Source organism: Pseudomonas sp. RV120224-01b, assembly GCF_003208145.1.
In the GTDB taxonomy this organism is placed as follows: domain Bacteria; phylum Pseudomonadota; class Gammaproteobacteria; order Pseudomonadales; family Pseudomonadaceae; genus Aquipseudomonas; species Aquipseudomonas monteilii.
Window position 1 is genome coordinate 120,704 of the sequence record NZ_QKMQ01000005.1, and the last position, 16,112, is coordinate 136,815.

Sequence of the window (16,112 nt, forward strand, 5' to 3'; positions counted from 1 at the left end):
TTTTTATCGGTGTGCAGGAGATAGCGGGAATCGTGCCAACATATAAGATATTGATTTATAAGTGTTTTTTGTTTGTTCTGAAATATTTGTCTCTAATTCGAGATTTTTGTTTCGCGTTGCGTCCCGTCGAGGCACAAGGGCAAAGCCCTCGCGATAGTCTCAATATTGAAACTAAAGTCTCTAATCAGAGACCTAGTGCAGCCATCTTCTTGTACAGGGTCGACCGTCCTAGCCCCAATGCCTGAGCAGCCTGCGGCACATTGCCCTCGCATTCTGCGAGGGCCTCGCCAATCAGCTTGCGCTCGAATGCCTCGCAGGCCTCCCGGTATGTCTGTCGCACCGGCCCGGCCGCTACCGGGCTCAACGGCCCCAATGCCGCACGCAAGTCCGCCACCCCCAACCGTGGCTGATCCGCCAGCAATGTCGCGCGCTCCAGCACATTGCGCAGCTCGCGAATGTTCCCCGGCCATGCATGCCGCGCCAGCAGTTGTTGCGCATCAGCCTCCAGTTCGTACTGGCTGCCCAGTTCACCCAGTATGGTCTCGCACAGCGCTGGCAAATCCTCCAGACGCTCCCGCAGCGGCGGCACGTCGATTGGCAGCACATTCAGCCGGTAATACAGGTCTGCGCGAAACGCCCCACGGGCCATGGCTGCCTGCAGGTCGATGGAGGTAGCGGCAATGATGCGCACGTCGCTGCGCAGCATCTGGTTCGAGCCAACCGGCTCGTATTCCTTTTCCTGCAGCACGCGCAGCAGCTTGCTCTGCAGGGCTAGCGGCATGTCGCCGATCTCGTCGAGGAACAGCGTGCCGCCTTCGGCCAACTGCAGCTTGCCACTGCGGCCCTTGCGGTCGGCGCCGGTAAACGCACCCGGCGCGGTGCCGAAAAATTCGGCTTCGAGCAGCGTTTCGGGGATCGCTGCACTGTTGATGCTGACGAAGGCTTTGTGCGCCCGCGCCGACGCCGCGTGGATGGCATGGGCCAGTAGCTCTTTGCCCGTACCGGTTTCGCCCAGCAACAACACCGGCGAATCGCTGCCCGCACCGCGCCGGGCGCGGCGCTTGGCTTCCAGGCTGGCAGCGCTGCTGCCCACGAACTGGGCGAAGCTGTACTTGGCTTGGCGGGCGCGCAGTTGCGAGCGTGTCGAGGCCAGTTCCTGCTGCATGCTGGCGTAGCGTTTTAGCAGTGGCGACAGGCTGCGCAGTTCGTCGAACAGGGCAAAGCCGATGGCACCGATCAGTGCGCCCTGGTCGTCGTGGATCGGCAGGCGCATCACCACCAGGGGCTCGTTCGGGGTGTCGAGCATGTCCAGCAGGATTGGCCGGCCATTGCTCACCACGTCGCGCATCAGGCTGCCCGGGATCACCGCCTCGCACGGCTGGCCGATGGCACTGGCGGCATCGGCCAGGCCAAAGCGCCGGGCGTAGCGTTCGTTCATCCAGACGATACGTGCATTGCGGTCAACGATGACCGTGCCTTCGCTGGACTGCTCGATGATCTCGAACAGCGAGTGAATTGCCAGTTGCCGTACCTGGGGGTAGTTCTTGAGGCTGTCGCTGTCGTACATGGGTAAACATCCTGAATCATTGTATAAGCAGGTCTGGCCTCTTCGCGGGCACGCCCGCTCCCACAGGTACTGCACAAAACTCAGCTTTTGCGGAGAACCTGTGGGAGCGGGCGTGCCCGCGAAGAGGCCGGGCCTGCAAACTTATCCTCGGGGATCGAACGCCTCACGCAAGGCGTCCCCGATAAACACCAGCAACGACAAGATCATCGCCAGCGCGAAAAACGCGGTAAAGCCCAGCCATGGCGCCTCCAGGTGTTGCTTGCCCTGGGTCACCAACTCACCCAGCGAAGCACTCCCGGCCGGCATGCCAAACCCGAGGAAATCCAGTGCAGTCAGGGTAGTGATCGCCCCGGTCAGCATGAATGGCACGTAGGTCAGCGTGGCATTCATGGCATTGGGCAAAATATGTCGCAGCATCACCTGGCTGTCCGGCAGGCCCAGCGCCCGGGCTGCCTTTACATACTCCAGGTTTCGCCCACGCAGAAACTCGGCCCGTACCACATCGACCAGCGTCAGCCAGGAAAACAGCGCCATGATCCCCAGCAACCACCAGAAATCCGGTTCGACAAAGCCGCTGAGGATGATCAGCAGGTACAGCACCGGCAAGCCTGACCATACTTCCAGCAGGCGCTGGCCGAGCAGGTCGACCCAACCGCCGTGGTAGCCCTGCAACGCGCCGGCTATCACGCCAATGAGCACGCTGACGACGGTCAGGGCAAAAGCGAACAGCAGCGATACTCGCGTGCCGTACAGTACCCGCGCCAGCACATCGCGCCCTTGATCGTCGGTGCCCAGCCAGTTGCTTGCACTTGGCGGGCTGGGGGTGGGTACTTGCAGGTCGTAGTTGGGGGTGTCGGCGCTGAACGGGATGGGCGCAAACAGCATCCAGCCGCCTTGTTCCGCGATCAGTTGGCGCACATACGCACTGCGGTAATCGGGCTGGAACGGCAACTGGCCACCAAACTGCTGCTCGGTGTAGCGTTTGAGTGCCGGCATGTACAGCTCGCCCTTGTAGCCCAGCAGCAGTGGTTTATCGTTGGCCACCAGCTCTGCGCCCATGCTCAACAGCAACAGGCCGGCGAACAGCCACAGCGAGACCCAGCCCAGGCGGTTGCGGCGAAAGCGTTGCAGGCGACGGCGCGAGACGGGGGAAAGCATCAGTGCGCCCTCGTATCGAAGTCGATGCGAGGGTCGAGCAACGTGTACGACAGGTCCCCGATCAGGCGGATCAACAGGCCCGCCAGGGTGAAGATGAACAGCGTGCCGAACACGACCGGGTAATCCCGCGATACCGCTGCGTCATAGCTCATGCGGCCCAGGCCATCGAGCGAGAAGATCACTTCGATCAGCAAGGAACCGGCGAAGAACACCGTTATCAGTGCCTGCGGCAAGCCCGCTACCACCAGCAGCATGGCATTGCGCAGTACATGGCCATACAGCACCCGGCGTTCACTCAGGCCTTTGGCCCGGGCGGTGACCACGTATTGGCGGGAAATCTCGTCGAGGAAGGCGTTTTTGGTCAGCAACGTGAGGGTCGCGAAACCGCCAATCACTAAGGCGCCGACTGGCAGCACCAGGTGCCAGAAGTAGTCGGCGACCTTGCCCAGCAGGCTGAGTTCGTCGAAGTTGTCCGAAACCAGGCCGCGCACCGGAAACCAGTTGAGCGAGGTACCACCGGCGAACAGCACGATCAGCAGCAGGGCGAACAGGAACGAGGGCAGGGCATAGCCGACCACGATCAGCGCGCTGCTCCAGGCATCGAAGCGGCTGCCGTGGCGCACCGCCTTGCGAATGCCCAGCGGGATCGACACCAGGTAGGTGATCAGCGTGGCCCAGAAACCCAGCGACAGGGTCACCGGTAACTTGTCCAGGATCAGGTCCGTGACCTTGGCGCCGCGGAAGAAACTGTTGCCGAAGTCCAGCCGGGCATACTGGCCCAGCATCAGCCACAGGCGCTCGGGGGCGGACTTGTCGAAACCGTACTGGCGCTTGATCGCCTCGATCAGTTTCGGGTCCAGGCCTCGTGTGGCGCGGGACTCACCGTGCACCACTTCGGCCCGTGCGCCGGGTGCGCCGCCGCCAAGCCCTTGCAGGCGCGCCACGGCCTGTTCTACCGGGCCACCCGGCGCAGCCTGGACGATGGCGAAGTTGACCAGCAGGATCGCCAGCAGGGTCGGGATGATCAACAACAAACGGCGCAGGATGTAGGTGGTCATGGCAAGGCCTTCTGGCGTTCAGCCATTTGCGCGTTGGTCAGCGGGGTGGGGCTGATCTCCCACCAGGTGTCCAGGCCTTCGTCATAGGCCGCCTGGACCTTGGGCAGGCCAAAGCGGTTCCACCAGGCGGTGGAGCTACCTGGCGGGTAGTAGTTGGGGATCCAGTAGTAGTTCCATTGCAGCACCCGGTCCAGGGCGCGGGCGTGCTGCAGCATGTCGACCTGGGTATCGGCACGCACCAGGCCGTCGATCAGGCGGTCCACGGCCGGGTCTTGCAGCACCATCAGGTTGTTCGAGCCGGGATCGTGGGCGGCTGCCGAACCAAAGTAGTTGTACAGCTCGGCACCCGGCGACAGGGTAACCGGGTAGCCGGTGACGATCATGTCGTAGTCACGCGCCATCAGCCGGTTAACGTACTGGGCAGCGTCGACATTGCGGATGTTCAGGGTGACGCCGATCTGGGCCAGGTTGCGCTTCCACGGCAGCAGCAGGCGCTCCATGCCCGACTGGCCGTTGAGGAAGGTGAAGGCCAGCGGTGTGCCGTCGCTGTTCACCAGGCGGTCGCCTTCGGGGTGCCAACCGGCTTGTTCAAGCAGGGCCAGGGCCTGCAACTGTTGTTTGCGGATGATCCCGGACCCGTCGGTGACCGGGGCGCTGAACACCGTGGTGAACACTTCGCCCGGTACGTTGCCGCGCAACGGCTCAAGCAGCTTCAGCTCGCCGGCATCTGGCAGCGTGCGGGCCGCCAGCGGGGTGTTGGAGAACACGCTTTGTTGGCGGATGTACATATTGCGCATCATCTGCCGGTTGCTCCACTCGTAGTCCCACAACATGCCCAGCGCCTGGCGCACCCGGCGGTCCTTGAACTGCGGCTGGTCGAGGTTGAACACGAAGCCTTGGGCCACTTGCGGTTTGGCCGGGCCTAGGTGGGCGCGTTGCAGGCGACCATCCTCCAGTTGCACGCCGTTGTAGCCCAGTGTGTAAGCGGTGGCGGAGAACTCGCGGTTGTAGTCGTAACCCCCGCCTTTGAGCACCTGCCGGGCCACCTCGGTATCGCCGAAGTACTCGATGCGCAGCTTGTCGAAATTGTAGCGGCCACGGCTGGCGGGCAGGTCGCGCGCCCACCAGGTGGGGTCGCGTTCGAAGGTGATGCTGCGGCCGTTGTCGATGCGCCCGATGCGGTACGGGCCGCTGCCGACTGGCTTGTCAAAGCCGGCACCGTTGGCGAAGTCGCGTTGCTGCCAGTCGTGTTCGGGCAGTACCGGCAGGCTGGCGAGGTCCAGGGCCAGGGTGCGGCCGTGCCCGGGCTTGAAGTCGAAGCGCACGCTGTGCGGGTTTTCAACGGTCACGCCAGTGACGTCGGCGAACTGGGTGCGGTACTTGAGGCTGCCGTTGTTCATCAACAGCTCGAAGGTAAAACGTACGTCTTCGGCGCGCACCGGTTTGCCATCGGCGAAGGTGGCACGCGGGTCGATATTGAAACGTAGCCAGGCATCGTCGGGGCCGCGCTCCATACTGTGGGCGATCAGGCCATAGACGGTATAGGGTTCATCGAACGAACGCACGGCCAGTGGTGCATACAACAGGCCATCGACTTCACTGACGCCAATGCCTTTGTCGATGTACGGCAGGATGTGGTCGAACTGGCCGATCTCGATGGCCGAGCGGCGCAGGATGCCGCCCTTGGGGGCGTTGGGGTTGACGTAGTCGAAGTGCTGGAAGCTGGCGTTGTAGCGGGGAGCTTCACCGTAGACGGTGAGTGCGTGGGCGGGCGCGGCTTGGGCATTGAAAGCCAGACAAAGCAAGAACAGGCCCCACAAACCCTGTGGGAGCGGGCGTGCCCGCGAATGCGTCGGCCCAGGCAACGAGGTTGTCTGGTCTGGCCTATTCGCGGACAAGCCCGCTCCCACACGGACTTTCATCGGCTGCGAGGACTTAGTCCTGGCGGCTGGTCACTTCCAGCAGGTGGTAGCCAAACTGGGTTTTCACCGGGCCTTGCACGGTGTTGACCGGGGCGCTGAACACCACGGTGTCGAATTCCTTGACCATCTGGCCTGGGCCGAACGAGCCCAGGTCACCGCCCTGGCGGCTGGATGGGCAGGTGGAGTTGGCTTTGGCGATTTCAGCGAAGTCGGCGCCTGCTTCGATCTGGGCTTTGAGTTCGTTGCACTTATCTTCGGTGGCGACCAAGATGTGGCGGGCGGTTGCACGGGCCATGGGTACTGCTCCTTGGGGTAAAAAGGCAAGCCTAGCGCACTTGCTTGGGGTATGTCTCGCCAGGCTTGCAAGCTTCGCCTTACAGTTTTTGTGCCGCTTCGCGCAACAGGGTTTCGGTCGAGGCCCAGCCCAGGCAGCCGTCGGTGATCGACACGCCGTATTTCAGTGCGCCCTTGCCCAGCGCCTGACAGCCATCGAACAGGTGCCCCTCGATCATCACGCCGATGATCGAGCGATCGCCGGCCAGGCGCTGCGCCAGCACATCGTTGAACACCGCTGGCTGACGCGCCGGGTCTTTGCCGCTGTTGGCGTGGCTGCAGTCGACCATGATGCTTGCGTGCAATCCAACCTTGGCCAGTGCCTGACGGGCCATGGCGATGCTGTTGGCATCGTAGTTGGGGCCTTTGTGGCCACCGCGCAGTACCAGGTGCGTGTCCGGGTTGCCCAGGGTTTCGATGATGGCCGGGTGGCCCTGCGCATCCATGCCGAAGTGGCGGTGCGGGTGGGCGGCGCTGCGCATGGCGTCGCTGGCGATGGCGATGCCGCCGTCGGTGCCGTTCTTGAAGCCGACTGGCAGCTCCAGGCCACTGACCATTTCCCGGTGAATCTGCGATTCGGTGGTGCGTGCGCCAATTGCGGCCCAGGCCAGCAGGTCGTCGAAGTAGCCGGCGGCCATCGGTTGCAGCAGCTCGGTGGCGATCGGCAGGCCGCGTTCGATCATGCTCAGCATCAACCCACGGGACAACGCGATGCCCGAGTGCATGTCGTCACTGCCATCGAGGTGCGGGTCGTAGGCGAGGCCTTTCCAGCCCACGGTAGTGCGCGGTTTTTCGACGTAGGCGCGCATCACCAGCAGCAGCTTGTCGCTGACTTCACGGCTGAGAGCGGCCAGGCGGTCGGCGTATTCCAGGGCTGAGCGAGGGTCGTGGATCGAGCAGGGGCCAACGATCACCAACAGGCGCGGATCGCGGCCTTCGAGGATGTCGCGGATGGCCTGGCGGTGGGCATGGACTTGCTGGGTGAGTTCGCTGGACAGCGGCATTTGCTGCTTGAGCAGGTGCGGGCTGGGCAGGCGCTTGCTGACGGTGGTGTTGGCCGCTTGCGGCTGGGTCAGGGGCAGGGCGAGGCTGGAAGCTTGCATGGCGTTTTTCCCTGGGCGGACGGCGGGTTCTGGCCCGCGTGGTCGGCCCTATCGAGGTGTTCGACAGATCGTTGAATTCGTATTGGCTGCTGCATTGCCACCTGTGGAAGACCGGTCGGAGGCGGCAGGCTGGCCCGAACGGGATTGGCTAAATCGCCAGGCATAGGTGTTTGCGTAGTAATAAGTGGCGTAGTTCATGAATCTGTCCTCAATGTGAATCGGTGATGTTCAAAGGCCTGAAAAGCAAAACCCCCGGTCGGGGAGCCGACCGGGGGGTTGAGTATTCTCATGTTCGGCGGCCCCTCGAAGGTGGGCGCCGTGTGGGTATCGGCGCCTAGTGGCTAAACCAATACCCAAAGTAATAGCTGGCAGGTGCCACGCAGCCGGCAACGGCCAGCACAGGGCGCAGGGTGCGACCGGTGTGGTTGGCGTGGTTGCGGGTGTGTTTCGGCATGTTGCTCTCCAGTGAATGAGCCCGAGCTTACTTCAGTTCGGCCGGGCCATTCAATGGATAAATGCTATTGGGTTGATCATTTGTTTTTGTACTGGTTGGTTCAATGGCCATAACGCCCGACCAGGCTCTGCGCGCCCAGCGCGTGGCCTTGCAGCAACTGCAAAAGGCCGCTGCGGTCCAGGCCCTCGGGCAAGGTACCCAAGGGCAGGTCGGTGGCGATCAGGGTCAATGCATAGTGATGCGGGTTGTCACCGGCGGGTGGGCAAGGGCCACGATAGCTCAGGGTGCCCCGCGAGTTGCGCCCTACGGTCAGGTACTGCCCGCTGACACCGGCCGTGCCTTCCTTGAGCCCGTCCTGTTCCGGGTCGATGTTGTAGGCCACCCAGTGCACCACACCGATTCCCTTGCCGCCGTCCGGGTCGAACATGATGAGTGCCAGCGACCGGGTACCGGTGGGCAGGTTGTCCCAGCTCAGTTGCGGAGTGCGCTCTTCACCGGCGCCGCAGGCCGGGTCCGGGCCGACCTGCTGCAGGGCGATCACGCCGCCATCGGTAAATGATGAGGAACTGATCGACAGTGCGCCTTGATTGCTGCTGTTGGCCAGGGCCGTGCAGGGCAGCAGGGCGGCGAGCAGCCAGAGTTTGAGGTTCATGGCGAATCCTTGGCGGGCTTTGCGGCGCAGTGTAGCCCAGGCCAAACAAATGGGGCCGCAAAGCGGCCCCTGGGATCAATGAGATTCTGAACGCTGTGCTGGCGCCGGGTTTTCTACCGGCTCCAGCGGCGGATGCTCCTGCGCGGCGTGCATCAGGTCTTCGGTCACGCGCAGTTCGGCGCCGGTTGGCGAGAACGTGGTCGAAGCCGTAAACGGCGCCGGGTGCTCCGCCGCCGGGCGTTTGCCACGGCGCCACATGAAGAAGCACACCATGCCCAGGTTGACCACGGCAAAGGCCCAGAACAGGCCAGCCTCGCCAAATTCGGTCATCATCGGCGACATGGCGACCGGCGCCATGGCAGAGCCCAGCGAGTTGATCAGCAGCAGGCCCTGAATCATCGGTACCAGCGCATCGGACGGTGCCCGGTCGGCGGCATGGCTGACCGCCACCGGGTACAGCGTGAACACGCCGCCCCCCAGCAGGAACAGCATGGCTGGCAGCAGGAACGAGTCCGACGGCAGGAACACCGTGACCAGTGACAGCACCACACACAGCGCGGCCAGGGCGATCAGCACATCCTGGCGGTCCTTGCGGTCGGACCAGCGCCCGACCGGGTATTGCAGCAGCATGGCGCCGAGGATCACCCAAGCCATCATGTTACCGACCTCGCCCACCTCCAGGCCGATGCGTTGCAGGTACAGCGGCAGCAGGGAATAGATCCCGGCAATGGCCACGCCCGAACCGAAGCAGCCCACCAGGCCCGACGGTGCCACACCCAGCAGCTGGCGGGGTTTGAGCGGTTCGACCTGGTCCAGCAGGGGCGATACCCGCGGCAAGATCACGATGGGCAGCACCGACAGTGAAGCCAGCACGCCAGCCAGCATGAAGGGGGCGGTGTCACCCAGCTGGGTGATTTCGCCAAGGCCGGCCTGGGCGATTACCCCGGCGCCGTAGAAGGCGATCATGTACAGCGCAAGCAGGCGGCCGCGGATCTTGGCGTCGCCGGCCAGCAGCAGCCAGCTTTCGATCACCAGGAACACGCCGACCGCTGCCCAGCCGTTGATCAGGCGCAGCACAGACCACCAGGTGACGTCGTAGAACAACCCTTGCAGCAGGATGGTCGCGGCGATCAGCGAAGCGAAGCTGGTGTAGGCGCGGATATGGCCGATGCGCAAGATCAGCCGGTCGTTGAAGATTGCACCCAGGGTCAGGCCGATGAAGTAGGTCGACGAGACAATACCGATGGTGGTGGCTGATTCACCGGCAGCGCCCAGGCGCAGGGTGGTCAGGGAAGACATGAAGCCGTTGCCCAGGGCAATGATGAACAACCCGAGCAGGGGCGCCAGCGCCATGGCCAGCAAACGCGGAGACATACGTACCTCTAGTTGGATGAGCGGAATGAGCGCCTTCTCGGACGCGCACACCGGCCCGACCCGGCAAGGGGCGAGTGGCTACACGGATGCGACCTGGGCAAGACTCAACCGCTGGGCCCTTTGGGAAATGGGCCGTGCGGGGAGGGTTGAGCCTATTTCACATGTGCGTTCATGTGTTCAGGCACGGACTCTGTCATTGCTGCCGGTTGCCACCGTTCAAGGCGACGGGCGAAAAGGAGGCGCGATTCTACGGGCTTGCGCAGTTTTGCCCAAGGGGCATTGGTATGCGACGAGACGCCGCAGTCTGTGGGCGACATGAATGTGTCTGTGGCAGACAAGCCAGTGCTGCAGGGCAAACCCGGTAAGCCACTACCTGTCCCGCAGTTGCCATCCTTGATGGGTCAGCACCATGGCCCGGGTATCTTTGAGCGGCGCATCATGACTGGCCACTGCCTTGCCCAGTTCGGCAATGCTGGCCTTGACCTGTTCATCACTGGCCCATGCCGGTAGCCCGGTAATCGTGTAGGCATAGGTCACATTGGATGTCTTCTGTCCCCCCGCGTCGCTTGGCGCGCTGAACTGTTCGATCGCTGTTACCTGCGCCTTGCCAAAGCACAGGCCGTGGTCCGCCTTGTAATACTTGCGGCCTTCGTCGGTAAGCGCGTAGGCATAGTAGATGTCCGTACGTGCCGGTTGCCACAGACGGGCAGGCACTTCGGTGCGCGAGATTTCCTTCTCACTGACCACGCCCACCTTGGCCAAGGCATGCAGCGCCTTGTTGGTGCCGTGCAGGTCGAAGTCCTGGGTCTTGGTGGGGAATGAGCTGATGACGAAGCAGTGTGGATACTGGGTGTCGAGGTAGGCCTGGGCGGCTTTCCTGAAACCGGCCTCGGGGGTGTCACTGCTGTCGGAGCAACCTGTCAGGGTTGCCAGCAGCGCCAGCGGCATGATCTTCCTGTACATGGTGAAACTTCCTTGAATGGCGAAGATAAAACCGATGGCTGAAGATTAGAACCCACGGGTTAGAGCGGCGCAATCGTGGCAAGACGGCATCGCTATGGCTCACCTCGGGTATCGATACTGACGACCACCGACATGCCAGGGCGCAGTCGCCTGGCTTCGTCTTGGCCGGCATCCACAGTAATGCGCACCGGAATTCGCTGGGCAATCTTGACGAAGTTGCCGGTGGCATTGTCTGCCTGCAGCAGGGCGAACTCCGAGCCGGTGGCTGGCGATATCTGCTGCACGTGCCCCTGCAACTTCAGGTGGTTCAGGGCATCCACGGTGAACGTCACCGGCTGGCCGATGCGTACATTGGCCATTTGGGTTTCCTTCATGTTGGCGATGACCCACAAGGTGTCGGGTACCAGCGCCATCAACTGCGCGCCAGAATTCACATAAGCCCCCAGGCGTGTGCCGATCTGCCCCAGCTGGCCGTCGCGCGGGGCGGTGACGCGGGTATTGTCGAGGTCGATGCGCGCCAGTTCCACGGCCGCCTTGGCATTCTCCACCGATGCTTCCAGCGCGGCCCGGTTGACCACCACCGTTTCACGGTCCTGGCGGGCGATTTCCAGCGCTGCCTTGGCCTGGGCCAGGCTGGCGACCGCTGCCGCTTCGCTGGCACGGGCCAGGTCCAGGTCGCGCCGCGACACCGAGCCGTCGTTGACCAGCGCCTGGTTGCGGCTCAGGTCGGCTTTGGCCTTGATCGCCTGGGCCATCGCATCGCCGATGGCCGCCTGGCGCTGGGCGATGGTGGCTTCGGCACTGTTGCGCTGCTGCAGGTTGTTGGCCAGGGCTGCCTGTTGTTGCTGGAGTTGGGCGATGGCCTGGGCCAGGCGCTGTTTGTAGATGCGGTCGTCCAGTTGCACCAAGAGGTCACCGGCCTTGACGAACTGGAAGTCGTGCACCGGCACGTCGACAATGTAGCCACTCAGTTGTGGGCCGATGATGGTCACCTGGCCGCGTACCAGCGCATTTTCGGTACTTTCGATGGCGCTGCTGAACGGTGGCAGGCGCCAGGCATACAGCACCAGCAGGATGCCGGCCAGGGCCACGCAGGCGAAACTGATTGACGAGAGGATGCGTACCCGCCGCGAACGTACCGGGCTGGTCGGCTCGCTGGGTGGTGTGGCACCTTCCGGGGTTTCGGCGATGGCGGTGGTGGTCGTGGTGCGGGTGTCGTCGGTCATCGGTTGGGCGCGCCGGGGGTGGAGTCGGTGAGGGTGGCCTGGCGTTTTGCGTACCAGAGCCAGGTACTACGGATGCAGATCCAGACCATTGTCAGGATAGCGATACTGCCAATCAGCACGAACACGTCGTTGTAGGCCATGATGTTCGCCTCGCGGGTGGCGGCGCTGGCCAGCAGGCGCATGCCGGCTTCGCTACGCAGGGCCGGGTCGGCGATGATGCCGCCGTAACCGCTGCCGCCACTCTGCACACGCGCATTGACCAAGGGTTCGAGGTAGCTGAGGCGGTCCATCAGGTGGCTGGAATGGAATTTTTCCCGCCAGGTCTGGAAGGTGCCCAGCAGCGCAGCGCCAATCAGGCCGCCGAGGTTGTTGCAGATGCCGAACAGTACCGAAAAGCTCACCAGGTTGCGTGGGTTGGCGCGCACATGGCTGATGCCCAAGGCCATCGACGGGCCGAGAAAGAAGGTGCTGCCAAAGGCCAGCAGAAACTGGCTGAAGTACATTTGTGCCGGGCGCGTGAGGTTGCTGGAGCTGCTGTCCATGAAGGCGCCGGCAGCCATGGCCAGCAACGAGACGAACAGCGGAATCACCAGGTGGTTGGGGTTGATGGTGAGGGCGCTGCTGGCCAGGCCTGCCACGGCACCCAGCAGCATGATCCAGTACAGCGTGCGCATTTGCTCGCTGCCCATGTTCAGCGCCTGCAAAAAGCCGACTGCGCCCGTGGACTGTTCGGACGTGACCATGCGGATCAACACCACGCACAGCGCCAGGCGAATGACTGCACCGCTGCCCAGCCAATGGGTCATCAACAACGGGTTCTGCCGGTTGTGCTCGATGGCCAGGCCGCTGAAGAGCAGGCCGATCGAGGCCGCCAGCGCCACGCCGATCCACGGCGCCTCCAGCCACCAGTCGATGCGCCCCAGCGACAGCACGGCGCAAAGCAGGGCTGTGCCACTGGCGATCAGGGTGAAGGTGAGGAAGTCCAGGGGCTCGAAGGTCTTGAAGCGGTCACCGGGTGGCAACTTGAGCATCAACACGCAACCCAGCGCGGCCAGCGCCAGGCCCAGCTCGAACAGGTACAGGCCACGCCATTCGGCGATTTGCAGCAGGTCTTCGGAAAAGATGCGTGCCAGCGGCAGCGCCAGCTGCGAGGCGCCCAGGCCCAGCACCATTGCCTTGAGCCGCCATTGCGCCGGGAACGCCTGGATCATGTAATACAGCCCCAGCGAGCTGAGCGCGGCACCGACCATGCCGTGGGCCGCGCGTACCGCGATGGCCGAGTTGAGGTCGTTGACCAGCAGGTGGGCGAAGGTGACCAGGGCGTACAGCACCAGGAACACCTCGGTGAAGGCACGCAGGCCGAATTGTTGGCGAAACTTCACCAGCAGCAGGTTGATGGACACGTTGGTCATGACGTAGGCGGCAGGCAGCCAGGCCATTTCTGCCGTGGTCGCGCCCAAGGCGCCTTGCAGGAACACCAGGTTGGCGGTGACCAACGCATTGCCAAGGCCACCGGTGATTGCGACCAGCAGGCCGACCACGCCGTAGGCCAGGCGCCTGGCTGGCGAATGCAAGGGCGTGGAGGGGGAGCCTGGCAGGCTGGGTTTTTCGTGGGGGAGCCACTGGCGTGGGGCGTACTTGTCCATGGGCAGACTGTACTTGAGCGGCGGTGGCAAAGAAAACAATTGTGCCTGTGCCGGCCTCTTTGCAGGTAAACCCGCTCCTACAGGGATTGCACCAACCTTGAGGCTGGCGCTGTACCTGTAGGAGCGGGTTTACCCGCGAAAGGGCCGGCACAGGCTATAACAGCGGCTAGCCTCCAGACTCAGAAATCAACACTGGCCGACAAGCGCAATACCCGCGGTGTGCCTTGGGTCAGGTAATTGTTCGATGTCGACGCCGACGCCCAATACGCCTTGTTCGCCACGTTCTCTACATTGGCGCGCAACGTCACCTGCTTGTCATCGACCTTGAAGCGATAACGCCCGCCCAGGTCTACCCGGGTCCAGGCAGGAATGCTCAGGCTGTTAGCCGCGTTTACATACTGGCCCCCCGTGCGCAGCAACCGGGCGCTCAGCGCAGCCCCCTCCAGGCCAGGCACGTCCCAGTCGGCACCCAGGTTGAACTGGAAGCGCGGTACACCGGCAGCGCGGTTGCCGTCGTTGCTGCCATAAGCGGTGTTCTTCTGCTCGGTGTGCATGAACACCGCGCCGGTCAGCAGGCGCAGGCCGTCCACCGGTTCACCGAACACATTCAGCTCCACCCCCTTGTTGACCTGTTCGCCGTCCATGCTGAAGGTGTCCTGCTGCGCCCCGGGTACGCGGTAGGTGACGCTGTTGGGCTGCTCGATGCGGTACACACCCAAGGTGGCGCCGAAGCTGTTCCAGTCCAGTTTCACTCCGGCCTCGACCTGCTTGCTGCGCTTGGGTGGGAACACCTCGTTGGCGTTGGTCACGCTGGACGGTGCAGTCGGGCCCTGGGCCAGGCCTTCGATGCGGTTAGCGTAGAACGACACATGCTCCCAGGGTTTGATCACCAGGCCATACACCGGGGTAGTGATGGACTCGTCGTAAGGCGTGTTGCGCGCACCGGTGCCGGTCACCCAGCTGTCGACGCTGATCGATTGCCGCCGTACGCCCACGGTCAGCAGCACACGGTCATCAAGAAAACCCAGCGTGTCGGACAGCGCGACACTCTTGTTGCGGTTTTTACCGACAATGCGCGGGTCATGCAGGTCGCTGCCGAAGTAGGTATCGGTCGGGCGCGGTACCTTCACCGGGTTGTACAGGTTACTGTCGTAGCGCTTGGCCGCCGCCAGCGCTTCATAGGCGGAACGTTGCTCACCCCACATACCCGACAGGCCAAAATTGACCCGGTGGCTGACCGGGCCGGTGGCAAAACGGCCGTTGAGCCCGGCGACGGCGCTCTTGTTGTCCTCGTCGTGAGGGGAATAGAGGAAGCCGCCACGCGCGGTGCCGTTGGCGTCGCTGACGTACAGCGAGGAGTACTCGCCATTTTCGCGGGTGTGCTTGGCGCCAGCACCGGCGTACAGCATCCAGTTGTCGTTCAGGTCGTACTCGGCGTTGACCATGCCATAGGTATCTTCGAGCTGTGACCAGCTCCAGTCCTGCGAGTAGTTGTCACGCGCCGATGGGGCGTGGGGCACTTTGCTGCCGGTAGGGTAGATCACCGCGCGGCCCTGGTTGATGCGCTCTTTCTGGTAACCCAGGTCGGTGGACAGGCGCAGGCGTTCGCCTCGGTAGTCCAGCGCCACGGCAACCAGGGTGGAATGCTGGGCCTCGTCGTCGACGCCGGTGCCACCGTCATGCTGGGCCAGGTTGACGCGTGCGCCGAAGCGGTTGTCTTCACCGAAGCGCTTGCCCAGGTCCAGGTGGCCACCGATGTTGTCGCCTGTGGCGTAGTCGAGGGTGACATGGCGCGTCGGGGTGTCTTCGGCGCGCTTGGGCACCAGGTTGATTGCCCCCCCGATGCCGCTGCCTTGTGGCGCGACCCCATTGAGAAAGGCGCTGGAGCCTTTGAACACCTCGACCCGTTCGAGCGCCTCGGTGGTCACGATCTGCCGTGGCAGCACGCCGTACAGGCCGTTGTAGCTGATGTCGTCGGTGTTCAGCGGCAAGCCGCGTATGGTGAACACTTGCGAGAAATTGCCGAACCCCGCCGACTGGCGCACCGCCGCGTCATTGAGCAACACATCACCCAGGGTGCGGGCTTGCTGGTCGGCGATGGTCTTGGCGGTGTAGCTGGTGACACTGAACGGCACGTCGCTGATTGCCTGGTCGCCGAGCACGCCCAGCTTCGCGCTGCGGGCCACCTGGCCGCCTTGCCAGGTGTCGCTGCTGGCGGCCAGGTCGCTGTTGATGGTGGTTGCGCCCAGTTCCAGGGCATTGCCCAGGTCGACCGTGGGGGCCAAGGTATACCCGCCGCTGTCGGTGGTTATCAGGCTGTAGCCACTGCCGGCCAGCAGACGGGCGAAGCCTTCCGGGATGCTGTAGCTGCCTTCGAGGCCCTGGCTTTGCACGCCCTTGAGCAAAGCCGGGTCGAACGACAACGGCACCCCGGCGCTGGCGGCGAAGCGCGCCAGTACATCGGCCAGCGGGCCGGCCGCCAGGTGATAGGTGCGCGGGGTGGCGTCGGTTGCCATTGCCACAGGGGCTGTGGCGGCCATGGCGATGGCAAGGCCTAGGGCCTTGAAAGGCAAGCGGTACGGCTGGCGGGGCGTCATGCGAAGGTCCTGTGGATGCAGAAGATGAAGGTTCTGCACTCATCACCGGACGAAGCAGG

12 protein-coding genes are annotated in these 16,112 nt (G+C 63.5%); all 12 read right to left on the reverse strand.

Going from position 1 to position 16,112, the window contains the following annotated elements; genetic code table 11:
* Positions 1–184 precede the first annotated feature (184 nt).
* The gene (locus N436_RS10625) at positions 185–1,567 is read right to left on the reverse strand and encodes a sigma-54-dependent Fis family transcriptional regulator (protein ID WP_110740990.1); all 1,383 of its coding nucleotides are present in this window, start codon (positions 1,565–1,567) and stop codon (positions 185–187) included.
* Positions 1,568–1,708: 141 nt separating this feature from the next.
* Positions 1,709–2,725: an ABC transporter permease gene (locus tag N436_RS10630; RefSeq protein ID WP_110740991.1), complete on the reverse strand. Its 1,017-nt coding sequence runs from the start codon at positions 2,723–2,725 to the stop codon at positions 1,709–1,711.
* The gene (locus N436_RS10635; RefSeq protein ID WP_105948071.1) at positions 2,725–3,783 is read right to left on the reverse strand and encodes a microcin C ABC transporter permease YejB; all 1,059 of its coding nucleotides are present in this window, start codon (positions 3,781–3,783) and stop codon (positions 2,725–2,727) included. The genes N436_RS10630 and N436_RS10635 overlap by 1 nt, the downstream gene beginning before the upstream one ends.
* Positions 3,780–5,579 (reverse strand): extracellular solute-binding protein, encoded by a 1,800-nt coding sequence (locus tag N436_RS10640; RefSeq protein WP_110741063.1) that lies wholly within the window; start codon positions 5,577–5,579, stop codon positions 3,780–3,782. Before N436_RS10640 ends, N436_RS10635 begins: the two co-directional genes overlap by 4 nt.
* 139 nt (positions 5,580–5,718) lie before the next feature.
* Complete coding sequence (locus tag N436_RS10645; RefSeq protein WP_054884552.1) at positions 5,719–6,000, reverse strand: peptidylprolyl isomerase; 282 nt, start codon at positions 5,998–6,000, stop codon at positions 5,719–5,721.
* A gap of 79 nt (positions 6,001–6,079) precedes the next feature.
* Positions 6,080–7,141: a 3-deoxy-7-phosphoheptulonate synthase gene (locus N436_RS10650; RefSeq protein ID WP_105948073.1), complete on the reverse strand. Its 1,062-nt coding sequence runs from the start codon at positions 7,139–7,141 to the stop codon at positions 6,080–6,082.
* 554 nt (positions 7,142–7,695) lie between these two features.
* Complete coding sequence (locus N436_RS10655; protein ID WP_105948074.1) at positions 7,696–8,247, reverse strand: YbhB/YbcL family Raf kinase inhibitor-like protein; 552 nt, start codon at positions 8,245–8,247, stop codon at positions 7,696–7,698.
* A 75-nt stretch (positions 8,248–8,322) separates the two neighbouring features.
* Positions 8,323–9,621: an MFS transporter gene (locus tag N436_RS10660; RefSeq protein WP_105948075.1), complete on the reverse strand. Its 1,299-nt coding sequence runs from the start codon at positions 9,619–9,621 to the stop codon at positions 8,323–8,325.
* 369 nt (positions 9,622–9,990) lie between these two features.
* Positions 9,991–10,584 carry a hypothetical protein gene (locus N436_RS10665; RefSeq protein WP_105948076.1) on the reverse strand — a complete coding sequence of 198 codons (594 nt, stop codon included), beginning with the start codon at positions 10,582–10,584 and terminating at the stop codon, positions 9,991–9,993.
* Between the two features lie 92 nt (positions 10,585–10,676).
* Complete coding sequence (locus N436_RS10670; RefSeq protein WP_110740992.1) at positions 10,677–11,810, reverse strand: HlyD family secretion protein; 1,134 nt, start codon at positions 11,808–11,810, stop codon at positions 10,677–10,679.
* Positions 11,807–13,456, reverse strand: a complete 1,650-nt coding sequence (locus N436_RS10675; protein ID WP_105948077.1) for an MFS transporter — start codon at positions 13,454–13,456, stop codon at positions 11,807–11,809. The genes N436_RS10670 and N436_RS10675 overlap by 4 nt, the downstream gene beginning before the upstream one ends.
* Before the next feature lie 179 nt (positions 13,457–13,635).
* The gene (locus N436_RS10680) at positions 13,636–16,053 is read right to left on the reverse strand and encodes a TonB-dependent receptor (protein ID WP_110740993.1); all 2,418 of its coding nucleotides are present in this window, start codon (positions 16,051–16,053) and stop codon (positions 13,636–13,638) included.
* Between the last annotated feature and the right edge of the window lie 59 nt (positions 16,054–16,112).

Bases quoted from the DNA above. Each gene is read 5' to 3' on its own strand.
- N436_RS10630 (WP_110740991.1), bottom strand. From the start codon at position 2,725: ATGCTTTCCCCCGTCTCGCGCCGTCGCCTGCAACGCTTTCGCCGCAAC.
- N436_RS10635 (WP_105948071.1), bottom strand. From the start codon at position 3,783: ATGACCACCTACATCCTGCGCCGTTTGTTGTTGATCATCCCGACCCTG.
- N436_RS10675 (WP_105948077.1), bottom strand. From the start codon at position 13,456: ATGGACAAGTACGCCCCACGCCAGTGGCTCCCCCACGAAAAACCCAGC.
- N436_RS10680 (WP_110740993.1), bottom strand. From the start codon at position 16,053: ATGACGCCCCGCCAGCCGTACCGCTTGCCTTTCAAGGCCCTAGGCCTT.
- N436_RS10625 (WP_110740990.1), bottom strand. From the start codon at position 1,567: ATGTACGACAGCGACAGCCTCAAGAACTACCCCCAGGTACGGCAACTG.
- N436_RS10655 (WP_105948074.1), bottom strand. From the start codon at position 8,247: ATGAACCTCAAACTCTGGCTGCTCGCCGCCCTGCTGCCCTGCACGGCC.
- N436_RS10665 (WP_105948076.1), bottom strand. From the start codon at position 10,584: ATGTACAGGAAGATCATGCCGCTGGCGCTGCTGGCAACCCTGACAGGT.
- N436_RS10645 (WP_054884552.1), bottom strand. From the start codon at position 6,000: ATGGCCCGTGCAACCGCCCGCCACATCTTGGTCGCCACCGAAGATAAG.
- N436_RS10660 (WP_105948075.1), bottom strand. From the start codon at position 9,621: ATGTCTCCGCGTTTGCTGGCCATGGCGCTGGCGCCCCTGCTCGGGTTG.
- N436_RS10650 (WP_105948073.1), bottom strand. From the start codon at position 7,141: ATGCAAGCTTCCAGCCTCGCCCTGCCCCTGACCCAGCCGCAAGCGGCC.
- N436_RS10670 (WP_110740992.1), bottom strand. From the start codon at position 11,810: ATGACCGACGACACCCGCACCACGACCACCACCGCCATCGCCGAAACC.